This is a genomic window from Aeromonas sp. sif2416 (assembly GCF_019218665.1).
In the GTDB taxonomy this organism is placed as follows: Bacteria; Pseudomonadota; Gammaproteobacteria; order Enterobacterales; family Aeromonadaceae; genus Aeromonas; species Aeromonas encheleia.
Map to the genome: position 1 here is coordinate 59334 of NZ_JAHUXC010000004.1, position 18258 is coordinate 77591.

The 18258-nt window shown below is 59.6% G+C and carries 13 protein-coding genes; 5 read left to right on the forward strand and 8 right to left on the reverse strand.

Annotated features, from left to right (window positions below; genetic code table 11):
- Positions 1 to 68: 68 nt before the first annotated feature.
- The 3 genes from uvrB to KW821_RS09495 all read left to right on the forward strand — a co-directional run bounded on the left by uvrB (position 69) and on the right by KW821_RS09495 (position 3169).
- The gene (uvrB, locus tag KW821_RS09485) at positions 69 to 2081 is read left to right on the forward strand and encodes an excinuclease ABC subunit UvrB (RefSeq protein ID WP_218291262.1); all 2013 of its coding nucleotides are present in this window, start codon (positions 69 to 71) and stop codon (positions 2079 to 2081) included.
- Positions 2078 to 2359: a YkvA family protein gene (locus tag KW821_RS09490; protein WP_042652307.1), complete on the forward strand. Its 282-nt coding sequence runs from the start codon at positions 2078 to 2080 to the stop codon at positions 2357 to 2359. The genes uvrB and KW821_RS09490 overlap by 4 nt, the downstream gene beginning before the upstream one ends.
- 156 nt (positions 2360 to 2515) lie before the next feature.
- On the forward strand, positions 2516 to 3169 hold the full coding sequence (locus tag KW821_RS09495) for a DedA family protein (RefSeq protein ID WP_218291477.1): 654 nt from the start codon (positions 2516 to 2518) through the stop codon (positions 3167 to 3169).
- Between the two features lie 272 nt (positions 3170 to 3441).
- On the opposite strand, the gene dsbB is transcribed toward KW821_RS09495, so the two are convergent.
- Entirely contained in the window at positions 3442 to 3963 is a 522-nt protein-coding gene (gene dsbB / locus KW821_RS09500) for a disulfide bond formation protein DsbB (protein WP_218291263.1), read from the reverse strand.
- Between the two features lie 86 nt (positions 3964 to 4049).
- A complete protein-coding gene (nhaB, locus tag KW821_RS09505; protein WP_218291264.1) occupies positions 4050 to 5621 on the reverse strand; it encodes a sodium/proton antiporter NhaB in 1572 nt (523 codons plus the stop codon).
- A 316-nt stretch (positions 5622 to 5937) separates the two neighbouring features.
- On the opposite strand from nhaB, the gene fadR reads away from it, so the two are divergent.
- Positions 5938 to 6651, forward strand: coding sequence for a fatty acid metabolism transcriptional regulator FadR (fadR, locus tag KW821_RS09510; RefSeq protein ID WP_042652303.1), 714 nt, complete (start codon positions 5938 to 5940; stop codon positions 6649 to 6651).
- Between the two features lie 55 nt (positions 6652 to 6706).
- Here fadR and KW821_RS09515 read toward each other — a convergent pair whose 3' ends face one another.
- The 4 genes from KW821_RS09515 to KW821_RS09530 form a co-directional block, all read right to left on the reverse strand.
- The gene (locus KW821_RS09515) at positions 6707 to 8227 is read right to left on the reverse strand and encodes a SpoVR family protein (RefSeq protein WP_042652302.1); all 1521 of its coding nucleotides are present in this window, start codon (positions 8225 to 8227) and stop codon (positions 6707 to 6709) included.
- A gap of 10 nt (positions 8228 to 8237) precedes the next feature.
- Positions 8238 to 9509 (reverse strand): YeaH/YhbH family protein, encoded by a 1272-nt coding sequence (locus tag KW821_RS09520; RefSeq protein ID WP_042652301.1) that lies wholly within the window; start codon positions 9507 to 9509, stop codon positions 8238 to 8240.
- A gap of 24 nt (positions 9510 to 9533) precedes the next feature.
- Positions 9534 to 11456 carry a PrkA family serine protein kinase gene (locus KW821_RS09525; protein WP_042652300.1) on the reverse strand — a complete coding sequence of 641 codons (1923 nt, stop codon included), beginning with the start codon at positions 11454 to 11456 and terminating at the stop codon, positions 9534 to 9536.
- Positions 11457 to 12019: 563 nt separating this feature from the next.
- Positions 12020 to 13942: an ATP-dependent DNA helicase RecQ gene (locus KW821_RS09530; RefSeq protein ID WP_218291265.1), complete on the reverse strand. Its 1923-nt coding sequence runs from the start codon at positions 13940 to 13942 to the stop codon at positions 12020 to 12022.
- Between the two features lie 334 nt (positions 13943 to 14276).
- Between KW821_RS09530 and sstT the strand changes: the two genes are divergently transcribed.
- Positions 14277 to 15527, forward strand: a complete 1251-nt coding sequence (gene sstT, locus KW821_RS09535) for a serine/threonine transporter SstT (protein WP_218291266.1) — start codon at positions 14277 to 14279, stop codon at positions 15525 to 15527.
- 623 nt (positions 15528 to 16150) lie between these two features.
- Here the strand turns inward: sstT and KW821_RS09540 are convergent.
- Positions 16151 to 17452, reverse strand: coding sequence for a serine/threonine transporter (locus KW821_RS09540; protein ID WP_218291267.1), 1302 nt, complete (start codon positions 17450 to 17452; stop codon positions 16151 to 16153).
- A gap of 216 nt (positions 17453 to 17668) precedes the next feature.
- On the reverse strand, positions 17669 to 18235 hold the full coding sequence (locus KW821_RS09545) for a CoA pyrophosphatase (RefSeq protein WP_218291268.1): 567 nt from the start codon (positions 18233 to 18235) through the stop codon (positions 17669 to 17671).
- Positions 18236 to 18258 lie beyond the last annotated feature (23 nt).

The following is an 18258-nucleotide window of genomic DNA, read 5'->3' on the forward strand; positions in this document are numbered from 1 at the left end:
GAGTGGATACCCAGGTCACCCCAAGTCGGAGTACACTTCTCTCTTGCTGTTTTTTGTCCGGAGTCGTCATGAATAAGCCTTTCAAGCTGGCCAGCCAGTTTCAACCCGCGGGGGATCAGCCAGAGGCGATCGCCCGGCTGCTCGATGGCATCGAGTCCGGGCTTGCCCACCAGACCCTGCTCGGGGTGACCGGCTCGGGCAAGACCTTCACCATGGCCAACGTGATCGCCACCCTCAACAGGCCCACCATGATATTGGCGCCGAACAAGACCCTGGCGGCCCAGCTCTATGGCGAGATGAAGGAGTTCTTCCCTGAGAACTCGGTGGAGTATTTCGTCTCCTACTACGACTATTACCAGCCGGAAGCCTATGTGCCGACCACGGACACCTTCATCGAGAAGGATGCCTCCATCAACGATCACATAGAGCAGATGCGGCTGTCGGCCACCAAGGCGCTGCTGGAGCGGCGCGACGTGGTGATCGTCGCCTCCGTCTCCGCCATCTATGGTCTGGGGGATCCCCAGGCCTACCTCAGCATGATGCTGCACCTCAAGGTGGGGGACATCATCAACCAGCGGGACATCCTGCGCCGCCTCGCCGAGCTGCAATACACCCGCAACGACGTGGCGTTTGGCCGCGGCACCTTCCGGGTGCGCGGGGAGGTGATCGACATCTACCCCGCCGAATCGGACAAGCTGGCCCTGCGGGTGGAGCTGTTCGACGAGGAGGTGGAGCGGCTCTCCCAGTTCGATCCCCTGACCGGGGCCATAGAGCAGACTGTGGTGCGCTACACCATCTATCCCAAGACCCACTACGCCACGCCGCGCGAAACCATCCTGGGTGCCATCGACCACATCAAGGAGGAGCTCAAGGGGCGCCGTGAGCAGCTGCTGAGCCTGGGCAAGCTGGTGGAGGAGCAAAGGATCAGCCAGCGCACCCAGTTCGACATCGAGATGATGCAGGAGCTGGGTTACTGCTCGGGCATCGAAAACTACAGCCGCTATCTGTCGGGGCGCGCCCCCGGCGAGCCGCCGCCCACCCTGTTCGACTACCTGCCGGGGGATGGCCTGCTCATCATCGACGAGTCCCACGTCACCGTGCCGCAGATCGGCGCCATGTTCAAAGGGGACAGATCCCGCAAGGAGACGCTGGTGGAGTACGGCTTCCGTCTGCCCTCGGCGCTGGACAACAGACCCCTGAAGTTCGACGAATTCGAGGCGCTGATGCCGCAGACGGTGTTCGTCTCGGCCACCCCGGGCCCCTACGAGCTGGAGAAGTCCGGTGAGGATGTGGTGCAGCAGGTGGTGCGCCCCACCGGCCTGCTCGATCCACAGATCGAGGTGCGTCCGGTCACCACTCAGGTAGACGACCTGCTGTCCGAGATCCGGTTGCGGGTCGCGGTGGAGGAGCGGGTGCTGGTCACCACCCTCACCAAGCGGATGGCGGAAGACTTGACCGAATATCTGGCGGATCACGACGTGCGGGTGCGCTACCTGCACTCGGACATCGACACCGTCGAGCGGGTGGAGATCATCCGCGATCTGCGGCTCGGCAAGTTCGATGTGCTGGTGGGTATCAACCTGCTGCGGGAAGGGCTCGACATGCCGGAGGTCTCCCTGGTGGCCATCCTGGATGCGGACAAGGAGGGCTTCCTGCGCTCCACCCGCTCCCTCATCCAGACCATAGGCCGCGCCGCCCGCAACCTCAACGGCAGGGTGATCCTGTACGGCGATACCATCACCAACTCCATGAGGGTCGCCATCGAAGAGACGGATCGACGCCGCGCCCTGCAGCATGCCCACAACCTCGCACACGGCATCACCCCCAGGGGCCTCAACAAGTCGGTGGGGGACGCGATGGACATGGGCGGCAGCCGCACGGCTGGCAAGGCGGGCAGGGGCGGTCGCAAGGCGGCCGAGCCGCAAGGGGAGTACCACGCCCGCTCCGCCAGCGAGATCGCCAAGGAGATCAAACGGATGGAAGAGCAGATGTTCCAGCATGCGCGGGATCTGGAGTTCGAGCAGGCGGCCGCCATGCGGGATCAGATCCAGCGGCTGCGCAGCGAGTTGATCGAGAGTTGAGTGCCGGGTTTGGCAAGAAGCCGAGCGGCAAGCGCTGGCTCCTCTGGCGGCGTCTGCGCCGCCTCTACTTCGGCTTTCGCCACCCCGCGACCCCCTGGTGGGCCAAGGGGCTGGTGATCCTGATCCTGCTCTATGGCATCAGTCCGGTGGATCTCATCCCGGACCTGGTGCCGATCTTTGGCTGGTTCGATGACATCAGCCTGCTGTTGTTGCTGCTCTGGGGCTGGGAGTCCTGCCTGCCGGCGGCGGTCAGGCAGGGGCTGGATGCCCTGGAATAGGCGGGCCTTGTCACCCGGATGCCTCTGCCGATGGCGGGAATTGACGTCGCCACCACTAGGGGTTGGGCTTTCCCCTAGGGCGACCGGCGGCGCTGATTGTGGCGCGCAAGCCATTGGCGTAGACTCCACGCGGTTCACTTCATGGGTATGGAAAAAATGGATCTGATCCTGTTTGCGATTGATTTTATTCTGCACGTCGACGTGCATCTGAAAGAGCTTTTTGAGCACTATGGCGTCTGGGTTTACGCCATCCTGTTCCTCATCATCTTCTGTGAGACCGGCCTGGTGGTGACGCCCTTCCTGCCCGGCGATTCCCTGCTGTTTGCCGCTGGTGCACTCACCGTCGGCAGCGTGCTGGATGTGCACACCCTGGCGGCCGTGCTGATCGTGGCCGCGGTGCTCGGCAACGTGGTGAACTACACCATAGGCCACTTCTTCGGGGAGCAGCTGTTCCGCAATCCGGACTCGAAAATCTTCCGCCGTGACTATCTGGACAAGACCCACGCCTTCTATGCCAAGCACGGTGGCAAGACCATCATCATCACCCGCTTCCTGCCCATAGTGCGCACTTTCGCGCCCTTCGTGGCCGGGATGGGGGCCATGACCTATCCGCGCTTCCTGGCATTCAACCTGGTGGGCGGCCTGCTGTGGGTCCTCTCCTTCGTCTATGCGGGCCACTTCTTCGGCAACCTGCCGGTGGTGCGCCATAACTTCACCCTGCTCATCTTCGGCATCATAGCCGTCTCGCTGCTGCCGATGATCGTCGGCATGGTGAAGGCGAGGCGCAGCAGGGGCAAGACCGCCTCCTGAGCCGATCATCAAGCATGAAAAAGGGGAGCCACTGGCTCCCCTTTTTATATTGCGGCGTGTGACTCAGCCGCAGCAGCGGCCCTTGACCAGGTTGCCAACCGCCACCATCAGGAACACCCGCAGATGGGCGGTGAGGATGGCAACCAGCCCGATGAGGAGCGGCATGGAGAGGCTGGCTCTTGCGTCTGCTAAGGGCTGAGATCGCTGTCGACCATCATGTGAAATGTAAAAAGGGAGCCAGTGGCTCCCTTTCTTGTATGGCGGTGTAGGATTCAGCTGCAGCAGCGGCCCTTGACCAGATTGCCGACCGCCACCACCACGAACACCAGCAGGTAGGCGGCGAAGATGACGACCAGCCACTGAGGCATGGAGAAGCTGAGGAACTGCCAGGTGATCTCGCTGCAGTCGCCATCCGGGAAGAACAGCCAGGGAATCCACTGATCGAGCGGGGCCCAGCTTGGAAAGTCAACAAAGCCTTCGCACACATTGAAGGGGGAGGGGTTTATCTGGTAATCCACATGCTTGAGTGCCAGTTTCAGGCCCCAGAAGGCGCTATAGCCCCACAACAAGAGGGCGCTCCAGCGCAGATACCACTTCTCTGGCGCCACCATGCCGAGCAGGCCGGCCGCGAACACCCCGAGAATGGCGATCCGCTCATAGATACACATGACGCAGGGATGCAGACCCAGCACATGCTGGAAGAAGAGGGCGCATAGCTCGAAGCTGAGGGCGGAGGCGGCCAGCAACCCCCAGGCCAGACGATGGCTGGCAATACGACGCAGAAATCCGATCATCTGATTGATCTCACTGATAAAAATAGTGGCTGAATTAGAGCAGAGCAGGCTCTAAAAGGAAAGGGCCCCCATGGGCCCTTCCATCATCAATGTGACGCCGGTGCCAGGGCCGGCATGGCGGCGCCCTGCGTCAGCCAGCCGGCCTGGTAGAACCATTCGGTGGCCGGTGCGAGGAGCTGCTCCACTGCGAAGAACCCCACCAGCCCCAGCACAATGGTGTAGGGCAGCGCCATCCAGACCATGCGACCGTAAGAGAGTCGCAGCAAGGGGGCAATGGCCGAGGTCAGCATGAACAGGAAGGCGGCCTGGCCGTTGGGGGTGGCGACGGAAGGCAGGTTGGTGCCGGTGTTGATGGCGACCGCCAGCAGATCGAAATGTTCGCGGCTGATGGCGCCATTGAGCAGCGCCGTCTTCACCTCGTTGATATAGACGGTGCCGACGAAGACGTTGTCGCTCACCATGGAGAGCAGGCCGTTAGCCAGATAGAAGAGGGCGAGCTGATCCTCCGGCTTGGCGGCCAGCACCCACTGGATCACCGGCTTGAACAGCTGCTGATCGATGATCACCGCCACCACGCTGAAGAAGACGGTGAGCAGGGCGGTGAAGGGCAGTGCCTCATGGAAGGCCTTGCCGAGGGCATGTTCCTCGGTGACGCCGGTGAAGGAGGTGGCCAGGACGATGACGGTCAGGCCGATCAGGCCGACGGCGGCCAGGTGCAGGGCCAGCCCGGTGATCAGCCAGAGCGCGATCAGGGCCTGGACGACCAGCTTGGCCTTCTCTTGCGGGGAGCGCTGGGCATCTTCGTCACGCCCGTAGGCTTCCATGATGCGGCGCACGGGTTCGGGCAGCTTGGTGCCATAGCCAAACCAGCGGCACTTCTCCACCAGGATGCAGGTGAGCAGGCCACAGAGGAAGACCGGGATGGTCACCGGGGCCATGCGAATGGCGAACTCGCCAAAATGCCAGCCCGCCTGTTCCCCGATGATGAGGTTCTGTGGCTCGCCCACCAGGGTGCAGACACCCCCGAGCGCCGTCCCGATGGCGGCATGCATCATCAGGCTGCGCAGGAAGCCGCGAAACTCATTCAGATGCTGGCGGGTCAGCTCGTCGATCCCCTCGTCATTGTGCAAGTTACCGGACTCATCACTCGATGACACCTTGTGGTAGATGGCGTAGAAACCGGTGGCGACGCTGATCACCACGGCGATCACGGTCAGGGCATCGAGGAAGGCGGACAGAAAGGCCGATACCAGGCAGAACGCGAGGGAGAGGAGCGTCTTGGAGTGGATGCGGATCAGCATCTTGGTGAAGACATAGAGCAGCAGCTGCTTCATGAAGTAGATGCCGGCCACCATGAACACCAGCAGCAGCAGCACCTCGATATTGGCAACCAGCTCGTGCTTGACCTGGTTGGCCGAGGTCATGCCGATCAGCACCGCCTCTATGGCCAGCAGGCCACCTGGCTGCAGCGGGTAGCACTTGAGCGCCATGGCCAGGGTGAAGATGAACTCAACGACCAGCAACCAGCCTGCCAGGAAGGGATCATAGTGGAAGACGATAGGATTGATCAGCAGGAATGAGACGATGGCAAGCTTGTACCACCGGGGGGCATTGCCCAAAAAATTCTTTGCAAACGCGCGCCCTAGGCTGATTGGCATAATGATGGTTCTCTGTTCTGTTGATTGGTATCTGCGTCAATGCAGTCGAGCTTCCGGATATTCACCTTTATCAAATTAATTGCACATGATTTTAATCAAAGGAGCGCTAACTATAAATAACGGGGTGGCGCTTGCCCAGACGCGTTGCCGGTTTATCACCCCCCTTTGGTGTTGACTGACACCTATCTGGATTCCATATACATTTTTTTAACAAAAAGATCGGGTTAATGTGAGCAGAGGACCGACCTTCTGCTTGCCAGCATGTCCGGCTTTGCTATTATTCGTGAGCCTTTTTACGCACTACAAGAGTCACTACATGGTCATAAAAGCGCAGAGCCCCGCAGGGTTTGCCGAGGAATACATCATCGAGTCCATCTGGAACAATCGCTTTCCTCCAGGATCCATTCTGCCGGCGGAGCGCGAGCTGTCCGAATTGATAGGTGTGACTCGCACTACCTTGCGTGAAGTGCTGCAGCGTCTTGCCCGTGATGGCTGGCTCACCATCCAGCATGGTAAACCCACCAAGGTCAACAACTTCTGGGAGACCTCTGGTCTGAACATCCTGGAGACCCTGGCTCGGCTGGATCAGGACAAGGTACCGGACCTGGTGGCTCAGTTGCTGTCGGCCCGCACCAACATCTGCACCATCTTCATTCGTGGCGCCATCCGGAATAATCCCGAGCAGGCGGCCGAGATCTTGCGTGGCGCCGATGGGGTTGACAACTCCCCTGAGGCGTATGCCGAGTTTGACTACCGTATGCACCATCAGCTCTCATTTGCTTCCGGCAACCCTATCTACGCCTTGATCCTCAATGGCTTCAAAGGGTTGTACAGCCGGGTCGGGCGTTATTACTTCTCCGACAAGCAGGCGCGTGAGACGGCGGATGCCTATTACAAGACCCTGCTGGGGCTGGCCGAGACCAAGAATCACGAAGCCGTGTTTATGACGGTGCGCCAGTACGGCATCGAGTCCGGCAAGCTGTGGACTCGTCTTCGTCAGGATATGCCGAGCAACCTGTGCGATAACTGATCCCTTGCTGCCAAGAAAAAACGCGCCAACTGGCGCGTTTTTTTATGCCTCGATGTCAGGTGACCCCCTTGCGTTCCGGGCAACGCCCTATGATGTCGGCAGGCAGTTCTCCGTTATCTTGCTCCAGCACCACATCAAATCCCCACAGCTGATGCAAATGCCTGAGCACCTCGTGGCGCGACTCGCCGAGCGGGATCCTGTTGTGGGGCACATAGCGCAGGGTGAGCGATCGATCGCCCTTCACCGCCACGTTGTAGACCTGAATGTTGGGCTCCAGATTGCTCAGATTGTATTGGGCCGACAGGGTATTGCGCACCAGGCGATAGCCCTCCTCGTTGTGGATGGCGGACACCTTGAGGTAGTTCTTCAGATCGTCATCGTCGATGGCGAACAACTTCATGTCGCGCATCACCTTGGGGCTCAGGAACTGGCTGATGAAGCTCTCGTCCTTGAAGTTCTGCATGGCGAAGTGCAGGGTCTCGACCCAGTCGGTGCCGGCGTAGTCGGGGAACCAGTATCTGTCCTCCTCGGTGGGGTGTTCACAGATGCGGCGCAGATCGGTGAACATGGCAAAGCCCAGGGCATAGGGGTTGATGCCGGAATAGTAACGGCTGTTGTAGGGGGGCTGATAGACCACGTTGGTGTGGCTGTGCAGCACCTCTATCATGAAGCGATCGCTGATCTTCCCCTCGTCATACAGATGGTTGAGGATGCTGTAGTGCCAGAAGGTGGCCCAGCCCTCGTTCATCACCTGGGTCTGTTTCTGCGGATAGAAGTACTGGCTGATCTTGCGCACTATCCGCACAATCTCGCGCTGCCAGGGCTCCAGCAGGGGGGCATTCTTCTCGATGAAGTAGAGGATGTTCTCCTGCGGCTCGGGCGGGTAGCGCCTGTCCTCGACCCCGGAGGCCTTGTGCTGCTTGGGCAGGGTACGCCAGAGCTCGTTGACCTGGGTCTGCAGGTAATCTTCCCGCGCCTTCTGACGTCGCTTCTCTTCGGCCAGAGAGATCTTCTGGGGGCGCTTGTAGCGATCCACCCCGAAGTTCATCAGGGCATGGCAGGAGTCGAGCAAGCGCTCGACGGCATCGATGCCGTGCTTCTCTTCGCATTCGGTGATGTAGTTCTTGGCAAACAGCAGGTAGTCGATGATGGAGGAGGCATCGCTCCAGGCCTTGAACAGGTAATTGTTCTTGAAGAAAGAGTTGTGGCCATAACAGGCATGGGCCATCACCAGTGCCTGCATCGGCATGGTGTTCTCCTCCATCAGGTAGGCGATGCAGGGATCCGAGTTGATGACGATCTCATACGCCAGCCCCATTTGGCCGCGCTTGTAGTTGCGCTCGGTGTGAATGAAGCGCTTGCCAAACGACCAGTGCTGGTAGCCGATGGGCATGCCCACACTGGAGTAGGCATCCATCATCTGTTCGGCGGTGATCACCTCGATCTGGTTGGGATAAGTATCCAGCCGATAAAACCTGGCGACCCGGGCAATTTCCTGGTGATAGATCTCCAGCAAATCAAAGTTCCAGTCAGGACCATCGTCCAGCGGCGCTATTTTTCTCGCGGTTTCTACCATATGACGTCCCTCAAGCCGCTTGCTTCTTGAACAGCTCACGGAAGACCGGATAGATATCCTCCACCTTGCGGATGTGCTCCATCGCGAAGTGGGGGAATTGGCCAGCCACAGATTCGTATTCGTGCCACAGGGTCTGGTGGGCACGGGTGGTGATCTCGATGTAGGAGTAATAACGCACCCGCGGCATGATGTCGCGCATCAGGATCTCCCGGCACTGGGGCGAGTCATCCGCCCAGTTATCCCCATCCGATGCCTGCGCCGCATAGATGTTCCACTGATTGGCGGGATAACGCTCGTTGATGATGTCGTTCATCATCTTGAGGGCGCTGGAGACTATGGTGCCGCCGGTCTCCTGGGAGTAGAAGAACTCGTGCTCGTCCACCTCCTTGGCCTGGGTGTGGTGGCGGATGTAGACCACCTCCACGTTCTTGTAAGTCCGGCTAAGGAACAGGTAGAGCAGGATGTAGAAGCGTTTGGCCATCTCCTTGGTCGCCTGATCCATGGAGCCCGACACGTCCATCAGGCAGAACATCACCGCCTGGCTGGACGGCACCGGGCGTTTGACGAAGTTATTGAACTTGAGATCGAAGGTATCGATGAAGGGCACGGCCTCGATCCGCCGTTTCAGCTCGCGGATCTCCTTCTCGAGCTGGGCGATTTCGGCAAAGTGATCGTTGGGTGCGCTGGTGAGCTGTGCGAGTCTCTCCTCCAGTTCGCGCAGTTGGCGTTTCTTTCCCGCCTGCAGCGCCATGCGCCGCGCCAGCGAGTTTTGCAGGGAGCGCACCACGTTGATGTTGGCCGGCACCCCGTTGGAGGTGTAGCCCGCCCGATAGGTTTTCATCTCCATCAGCTGGTTGAGCTGGGTTTTCTGCAGGCGGGGTAGCTCCAAGTCTTCAAACAGCAGATCCAGATACTCGTCTTTGGAGATCTGGAACACGAAGTCATCCGCCCCTTCGCCCTGATCCGAGGCCTGGCCTTCTCCGCCACCCTGACCGCTGCCCCCTCCCTTGGGCCGGTCAATCTTGTCGCCGGAGACGAACTGGTCGTTGCCGGGATGCACCATCTCCCGCTTACCGCCTTGCCCCTGATGGAAATGGGGCTCACCGATGTCCTTGGTCGGGATGCTGATGCTCTCGCCCTTGTCCACGTCCTGAATGCTGCGTTTGGAGACAGCATCCGAGACCGCTTGTTTGATCTGCTTCTTGTAACGGCGGATGAAGCGCTGCCGATTGACAGCGCTTTTGTTTTTGCCGTTGAGCCTGCGGTCGATAAAATGCGCCATAACTCCCCCTTGAACCGATCAGGGTCAGGATGACTTGCGTACCCTGAGATACCATTCGGAGAGCAGGCGCACCTGTTTGCGGGTGTAGCCCTTCTCCATCATCCGTTCGACAAAGTTATCGTGCTTCTTCTGCTCCTCGGCCGAGGTTTTGCTGTTGAAGGAGATAACCGGCAGCAGCTCTTCCGTGTTGGAGAACATCTTCTTCTCGATCACGGTGCGCAGCTTCTCGTAACTGGTCCAGTTGGGGTTACGACCTGCATTGTTGGCCCGTGCACGCAGCACGAAGTTGACGATTTCGTTGCGGAAATCTTTCGGATTGCTGATCCCCGCCGGTTTTTCGATCTTCTCCAGCTCGCTGTTTAGCGACGACCGATCAAACAGCTGGCCGGTCTCCGGGTCGCGGTATTCCTGATCCTGGATCCAGAAATCGGCATAGGTGACGTAGCGGTCGAAGATGTTCTGACCGTACTCCGAATAGGACTCGAGGTATGCGGTCTGGATCTCCTTGCCGATGAACTCCACGTAGCGCGGGGTCAGGTAGCCCTTGATGAACTCCAGGTAGCGATCGTGCAGCTCTTGCGCGAACTGTTCCCGCTCAATCTGCTGCTCCAGCACGTAGAAGAGGTGCACCGGGTTGGCGGCCACTTCCGCGTGATCGAAGTTGAATACCCGGGAGAGGATCTTGAACGCGAAGCGGGTCGACAGGCCGTTCATGCCCTCATCCACGCCGGCATAGTCGCGATACTCCTGATAGCTCTTGGCTTTGGGATCCGTGTCTTTCAGGCTCTCGCCGTCATAGACCCGCATCTTGGAGTAGAGGCTGGAGTTTTCCGGCTCCTTCAGGCGGGAGAGCACGGAGAACTGACCCAGCAGCTCCAGGGTGCCAGGGGCACACTTGGCATCGGTCAGTTCGCTGTTGATCAGCAGTTTTTCGTAGATCTTCACCTCTTCCGAGACGCGCAGGCAGTAGGGCACCTTGACGATGTACACCCGGTCGAGGAAGGCCTCGTTATTCTTGTTGTTGCGGAACTGCTGCCATTCCGACTCGTTGGAGTGAGCCAGCAGGATGCCGTCGAAGGGCAGGGCGGAGAGACCCTCGGTGCCGTTGTAGTTCCCCTCCTGAGTCGCGGTCAGCAAGGGGTGCAGCACCTTGATGGGAGCCTTGAACATCTCCACGAACTCCATCATCCCCTGGTTCGCCTTGCACAGCGCGCCTGAGTAGGAATAAGCATCGGCGTCATCCTGGGCATAGTGCTCCAGCATGCGGATATCGACCTTGCCGACCAGGGAGGAGATGTCCTGGTTGTTGTCATCGCCGGGTTCGGTCTTGGCGATGGCGATCTGATCCAGGATGGAGGGGTTGACCTTCTCCACCTTGAACTTGGAAATATCACCGCCGAATTCGTGCAGCCGCTTGGCCGCCCAGGGCGACATGATGGGGCGCAGGTAGCGGTGCGGGATGCCGTACTCTTTCTCCAAGATCTCGCCATCTTCCTCGATGTCGAACAGGCAGAAGGGGTGATCGTTGACCGGTGAACCCTTGATGCGATAGATAGGCACCTTCTGCATCAGGGATTTGAGTTTTTCGGCCAGCGATGACTTGCCGCCACCGACAGGCCCCAGCAGGTAGAGGATCTGTTTCTTCTCTTCCAGCCCCTGGGCGGAGTGTTTGAGGTAGGAGACGATCTGCTCGATGGCCTCCTCCATGCCATAGAAGTCTTTGAAAGCGGGATAGCGTGCGACGACGCGGTTGGAGAAAAGGCGGCTGAGGCGCGGATTGACCGAGGTATCGACCATTTCCGGTTCGCCGATGGCAACCAGCAGACGCTCGGCGGCGGAGGCATAGCAGGATTTATCCTGTTTGCACATGTCCAGGAACTCCTGGATGCTGTACTCCTCCTCTCTGGCTTTCTCATACCGCTGTTGATAGTGCTCGAAGATGCCCATAACTTAGCCCTCGTTATAGTCGCTTACCCTGAAAAAGAGTGGATCACTACTTTTGTTCTGTTTTCCTCTTAAGCCTAGTCAACAGCCCCCAGTAATCCATCGCCATCATTGGTTTAAGTTTGCACGGGGCTTCCCGATCCTTGTGCGGGAAGGTGCAGTCAATGACATACCTATGTTACTGACTGTTAAATTATTTTTGCCACGACAGTGATGTAAATGTCAAAGACATAAAAAATAAATGTTTGTGTGGCAGGCAGGGAAAGCGGCGGCGTTCGCTTCTGATTTACGGAATGTCAGGCGGGACAAGGCTGACAGGGGGAAGTAGAGATATTTGATTTTCGTTTACGTTAACGTAATGTGTTCTGTTTTGTGTTTAAGCTCTAATTTTTACATTGACGCTACATTCTGGCTGCACTAGATTGGCCCTGTGTCGAGCAGTCATCGCTTTAGCAAGAGAGTGGGTGGCTGTGCAGATACTAAGCTCTGTTTAAGCACGTTTCCGTTGGCTTGACCCTCGCATCCGCGAGGGTCTTATTTTTTCGGCGTCCGGCAAACTTGCGCCATCAAGGCGCGGTGGGGTACAGGCGGGAGACCGCCGTCAGCACCTCGGCGAAGGGATGCGCGGCCAACCGGCCGAAACCGGCCAGACTTTTTGCCTTGGCCTTGGTGGTCAGCGGGGTAGCGATGCCGCACAGGAAGCGGGTCAGGACCCGGGGATCTTGGGTTTGGCACAGGGCCACCAGGGGATCGCACCAGGCGCGCAAGCCGGACTCGTTGGGCAAGCCCAGGGTCGGCAGCTGGGGCAGGATGGCAATCTCGCCCCGGCAAACGGAGCAGTGGCCGCAGTGGCTCGGCGCCTGCTCATCGGCAAAGTAGTGGGCCAGTTCATGGCTCAGGCAACGGGTCGAGGTAAAGAAGGCCAGCAGGGCCTGCAGCCGGGCCAGTTCACTTCGCTCCTTTTGCTCGAACAGGGCATGCAGCTGATCGGCCAGCGGCGCTATGTCCAGCTCCTGGCGCAATACCCGATAGACATCCGTCATCTGCTTGCTCTCCAGCTCGATCCAGCCTTGCTGCTGCAAATAATCCAGCGCTGCCGCACCGCGCTGCCGCTCCCCCTGATAACCCTGCCAGAGCGCATCGAAATCCATGGTGCACCAGCTGCGCGCCTGGGGGGCGCAGGCAAACAGCTGCTCCAGGAACTGGCGCCGATCCGGATTGAAGCGGGCCAGGATCTCTTGTTTGTCCAGCACGAACTTGAAGCGATATTCGGCGAAATAGCTGTAGGCCGGGGTAATGATCCCCGCCATCTCCAGGTAGACCAGCAGGGTCTTGAGCGGCAACTGGCGGATGTTGGTCTCGTTGGAGAGGCGCAGCAGGCCAAACTCCCACTCGCCGCCGCTCTCGCGCAGGATCTCGAGCAAGGCCAGGATGGCGGTCCTGTCCGGCGTATCCCCGTAGACGAAGTTCTCCAGCACCGGCAACTGGGCGCGGCTGGCCAGCACGGTGCAGCGGGAGGGGTGACCATCCCGCCCGGCACGGCCGATCTCCTGGCTGTAGTTCTCGATGGACTTGGGCAAGTCGTAGTGGATGACCCGGCGGATATCGGCCTTGTCGATGCCCATGCCAAAGGCAATGGTGGCGACGATGCAATCCAGTCGACCCGCCATGAAGTCATGCTGGATCTGGCTGCGAATGGCAGGATCCAGCCCTGCGTGATAGGCGCTGGCGCGGATGCCGATGGCCTGCAGCTGCTCGGCACACTGCTGCGCGCTGTGTTGCAGGGTGACGTAGACGATGGTGGGGGACTTGGGGTCTCGTTGCAGTTCGTCGCGCAACCAGCCATCGCGCGCCGGGCCAGCCAGGGGGATGACGGCGAGATCCAGGTTGGCGCGATAGAAACCTGTCACCACCAGATCCTCTTCCTCGATGGCGAACTTGGCCTGCATGTCTGCCATGACCGCCGGGGTGGCGGTGGCGGTGAGCAACAACACCTGAGGAATATTCAGCTCGCGGCGATGATCCGGCAGCTTCAGGTAGTCGGGGCGAAAATTGTGGCCCCACTCGGAGATACAGTGCGCCTCGTCCACCACCAGCAAGGAGAGTGGCACCTGGGCGATGAAGCGGCGAAAGCGCTCGTTCTTGAGCCGCTCCACCGAGATCATCAGGATCTTGAGCTGACCGTCACTGGCCTGCTGCATCACGCGGCGGCTCTCCTCCACGGTCTGGCTGGAGTCCAGGGTCGCGGCGGCAATGCCCTTGCCGCGCAAGAAGGCGAGCTGATCATGCATCAGTGCGATCAGCGGGGAGATGACCAGGGTCAGATGAGGCAATGCCAGTGCCGGCAGCTGATAGCAGAGGGACTTGCCGGAGCCGGTGGGGAAGATGGCCGCCGCACTCTTGCCAGCCAGCAGGCGGCTGATCACCGCTTCCTGGCCGGGTCGCAATTGATCGAAGCCGAAGTGTCGGGTCAACAGGGTGGGGATCATGGCAGGGCTCCAGCACAAAGAGCGGCATGATAGCACGTTGGCGTCGGCTCGGCCGATGAACGGACTGGAATGGCTATTATTTGACCGTAGTTGATATTGTGTTATCACCTTGTTGTAGATTTTTTGTGAGGTGACCCTGATATTTTTCAGTGATTATGTGGAAAAAAACGGTGGCAGATGGGATATTCCTTGTCCGCAGCCCCGCGCGTATTTGGACGGATCCAGAAGAAGATCTGCCAAGAGGGATCGCCGTCAGTGTGCCGGCATCCCGGCGTGTGGCAGGTTGCCAACAGGACTATTGATTCACGCACCTTGAGTGCACAGGGACTATTTGATGACACAACAACACCCCCTCATACGACTGGTCAACAGCACCAGTCTGGTTAGCCAGATCCTGGTCGGTCTGGTACTCGGTATCCTACTTGCTATGTTCATGCCGGAATGGGCCAAGGCGGCGGGTCTGCTTGGCAGCCTGTTCGTCGGTGCCCTGAAGGCGGTCGCCCCGCTGCTGGTCTTCGTGCTGGTGATGGCGGCGATCCTCGGCCACAAACAGGGTCAGAAGACCAGCATTCGCCCGCTGCTCGCCCTCTATCTGTTTGGCACCTTCGCCGCCGCCGTGGTGGCCGTGGTTGCCAGCTTCCTGTTCCCCTCCAACCTGCATCTGGTCGCCAACAGCGCCGATATCACCCCGCCGGGTGGCATCACCGAAGTGCTGCAGACCCTGCTGTTCAACGTGGTCACCAACCCGGTGAAGGCGCTGATGGACGCCAACTACATCGGCATCCTGGCCTGGGCCATCGGTCTGGGCATCGCCATGCGTCACGCCAACGAGAGCACCAAGGTACTGATCTCCGATCTGTCCCACGGGGTCTCCACCATCGTCAGGGCAGTGATCCGCTGCGCGCCGCTCGGTATCCTGGGTCTGGTGGCATCCACCCTGGCCGAGACCGGCTTCGGTGCCCTGCTCGGCTATGCCCAGCTGCTGGTGGTGCTGATTGGCTGCATGCTGTTCATCGCCTTGGTGGTCAACCCGCTCATCGTGTTCTGGAAGATCAAGCGCAACCCCTATCCGCTGGTGCTGACCTGCCTGAAAGAGAGCGGTGTGACCGCCTTCTTCACCCGCAGCTCTGCCGCCAACATTCCGGTCAACATGGCGCTGTGTGAAAAACTGCGTCTGCCGGAAGATACCTATGCGGTCTCCATTCCGCTGGGGGCGACCATCAACATGGCCGGTGCCGCCATCACCATCACTGTGCTCTCCATGGCGGCGGTGCACACCCTGGGGATGGAAGTGGATCTGGCGACCGCCGTTCTGCTCTCCGTGGTCGCGACCATCAGTGCCTGCGGCGCTTCCGGCGTGGCCGGTGGCTCCCTGCTGCTGATCCCGCTGGCGTGCAGCCTGTTTGGCATCAGCAATGACATCGCCATGCAGGTCGTGGCCGTCGGCTTCATCATCGGGGTGCTGCAAGATTCCGCCGAGACCGCGCTCAACAGCTCCACCGACGTGCTGTTTACCGCGGCCGCCTGTATGGCCGAGGATGAGACCCTGCTGGATGCAGCGCCGCTCTCTCGCCGCGAAGCCTGATAAGCGCGCGTCAAACCGCCAGAAACGCCCTCTCCGGAGGGCGTTTTTTTATGGCCGCAAAAGAGGGCGAGGGGATGGGGGATTTGCCCTGGCAGGCTAGCCGGTGGCTGTTCGTTGTTCGCCTTGCCTTGAACCCGTCACTTAGGTGGGCCTAGATGCCACCAGCTGGGGTCTTGGGGGGCAGCTAACCGCAAGCGGCTCAGTGGCACGAGTGCCCCGCTGACATCCCATCTCGACTGGGGCTCTATGGGTTTCGAGCCGGGGACTCGCACCAGCACTGCGCATGGAGATGGGCTGCGACAGGTCTTAGGGGCGCTGGCTGTGGGGGAGAGGATATGGCTCTTCTGTCACTTATGGTGCCAAGCGCCCCGCCCTTTCCATGTTCTCGATGACATCCCTTGTCCCTCTCGGATGTCGGGTGCTTTAGGGTATGGGGCCAGGGTTCGGCGACTGGCGCTTAAAGAAGGGCTGCCAGGATCCCAATAGCAGAGCGGGGGGCGTAGGAGTGTCGCGATCAGGGAACGATCGCCAATCCAGAGCACGCAGGCCATGGTGCTAAGACAGGCAATAAAAAATGCCCGCCATCACTGGCGGGCATTTGCTTGTTGGCTAGGCCGAGAGGATTAGCCGAACAGCTGATACAGGATGGCGGAGATGGCAATCAGCCCCATGATGGTGACGAACAGGTTGCTGATATGACCCTGATACTTCGCCATGGCCGGCACACGCTTGATGGCGTACATCGGCATGAGGAACAGGATGGTGGCGATGATGGGGCCGCCCAGTGACTCGATCATGCCGAGGATGGAGGGGTTGATCACGGCCACGCCCCACAGGGTCAGGATGAAGAAGGCGATGATGAACAGCTCAACCTTCTTGGAGGTTGTACCCGTCTTGCCGGCGCTGCGCATCTGCTGGTTGATCATGCCGCGCAGACCTTCACGGGCACCCAGATAGTGGCCGAAGAAGGAGGAGACGATGGCAACGAAGGCGACCAGCGGACCGAAGTAGGAGATGATCGGGCTAGAGTGCTGGTTAGCCAGGTAGGAGAGCACGGCGATGTTCTGGGACTTGGCTTCCGCCAGCTGGGCCGGGGTCAGGCTCATCACGCAGGAGAAGACGAAGAACATCACGAAGCCCAGTAGGATGGCTGCGGTACGCTTGAGGATGGCATCGGACTTGGCGACGGCATTGTCACCGTAGTCGCGGCGCTGGGCCAGGGCGAAGCTGGAGATGGCCGGGCTGTGGTTGAAGGAGAACACCAGCACCGGGATGGTCAGCCACAGGGTGGTCGCGAAGTCCTTGGTGGAAGGCACTTGGGCCAGGGCGGCACCGGTCCAGTCCGGGATCAGATAGAGGGAGATGCCCGCCAGGATGGCGATGAGCGGGTACACCAGCATCTCGGTGACCTTCAGCATCAGTTTCTCACCGGCCAGCATGACCGACATCATCCCCATGATCAGCACGATGGAGAGGATCCAGCGCGGAGGTGCCGTCATCTGCAACTGGTTGACCAAGAAGCTTTCCACCGTGTTGGTGATGCCCACCCCGTAGATCAGCACGATCGGGTAGATGGCGAAGAAGTAGAGCAGGGTGATTAATTTACCGGCACCGACGCCGAAATGCTCTTCCACCACCTGGGTGATGTCGGCATTGGGGTTCTTGGAGGAGAGCACGAAGCGGGCCAGCCCACGGTGGGCGAGGTAGGTCATGGGACCCACCAGCAGGGCCATCACCACCAGTGGCCAGAAGCCACCCATGCCGGCGTTGATGGGCAGGAACAGGATACCGGCCCCGACGGCGGTACCGAACAGGCTGATCACCCAGGTGGTGTCCTGCTTGTTCCAACTGCGAGATTGCAGGGAGCGGGTACCTTGCTCCTGTGTGGCCGCGACGTCTTGTGCGCCGGTGACAGTATTAGACATGTGTCTTACCCCGAATGTGTAGTTTTGATTGAGTCGGCGCAAGAATACTTTTTTTTTAATCAAAAATGTTGATCAGATTCACCTTTATGAGGCGCAACCCCGTACTTTCTTATAAAAATGTGATCAAAAGAATAAAAAATCAAAATCTCTTTATCATATTCAATGTTAGTTGAGTGTTAATTGGATAATTTTTCATCCGACGAGGTTATTGGGATGTTATTTTGACAGGTGCGCGGAGAGTTGGCGGATCATGCTGGCGGTCGCCCCCCAGATGAAAGATTGCTGCCAGGGGATCCAGTAGATGGTGTGGTGCTTGCCGGCCCTGGGGATGGTCAGGGCGATGTGGTGCGCCAGATCCAGCACATGGTTGAGCGGCACCTCGAAAGCCTGCTCCACCTCATCGGGGCTCAGCGTGAGCTGGTAATCGGCGTCGACCATGGCCAGCACCGGCAACACGTCGTAGAGGGAGATGGTGTTGAGCGGGGTGAGGCTGCCGATGACGTGGATCTTGGATGAGGGGATCCCCAGCTCCTCCCGGGTTTCTCGCAGCGCGGTGTGGATCAGGCTCTCGTCCTCCGGATCCTGACGCCCACCGGGGAAGCTGATCTGCCCCGGGTGGTGGCGCAGCTGCGCGCTGCGACGGGTCAGCAGCAGCTGCAGCCCGGTGGGGCGCTCCACCAGGGGGAGCAGCACGGCCGCCGGCTTGAGCCCGGCCAGCATCAGCCGATGTGCAGGGGCAGGGCGCTGCAGCAGAAACCGGGTCAGCAGTTCGGCACTGTCCATCTTGATGTTTCCCTCCCCGTGGG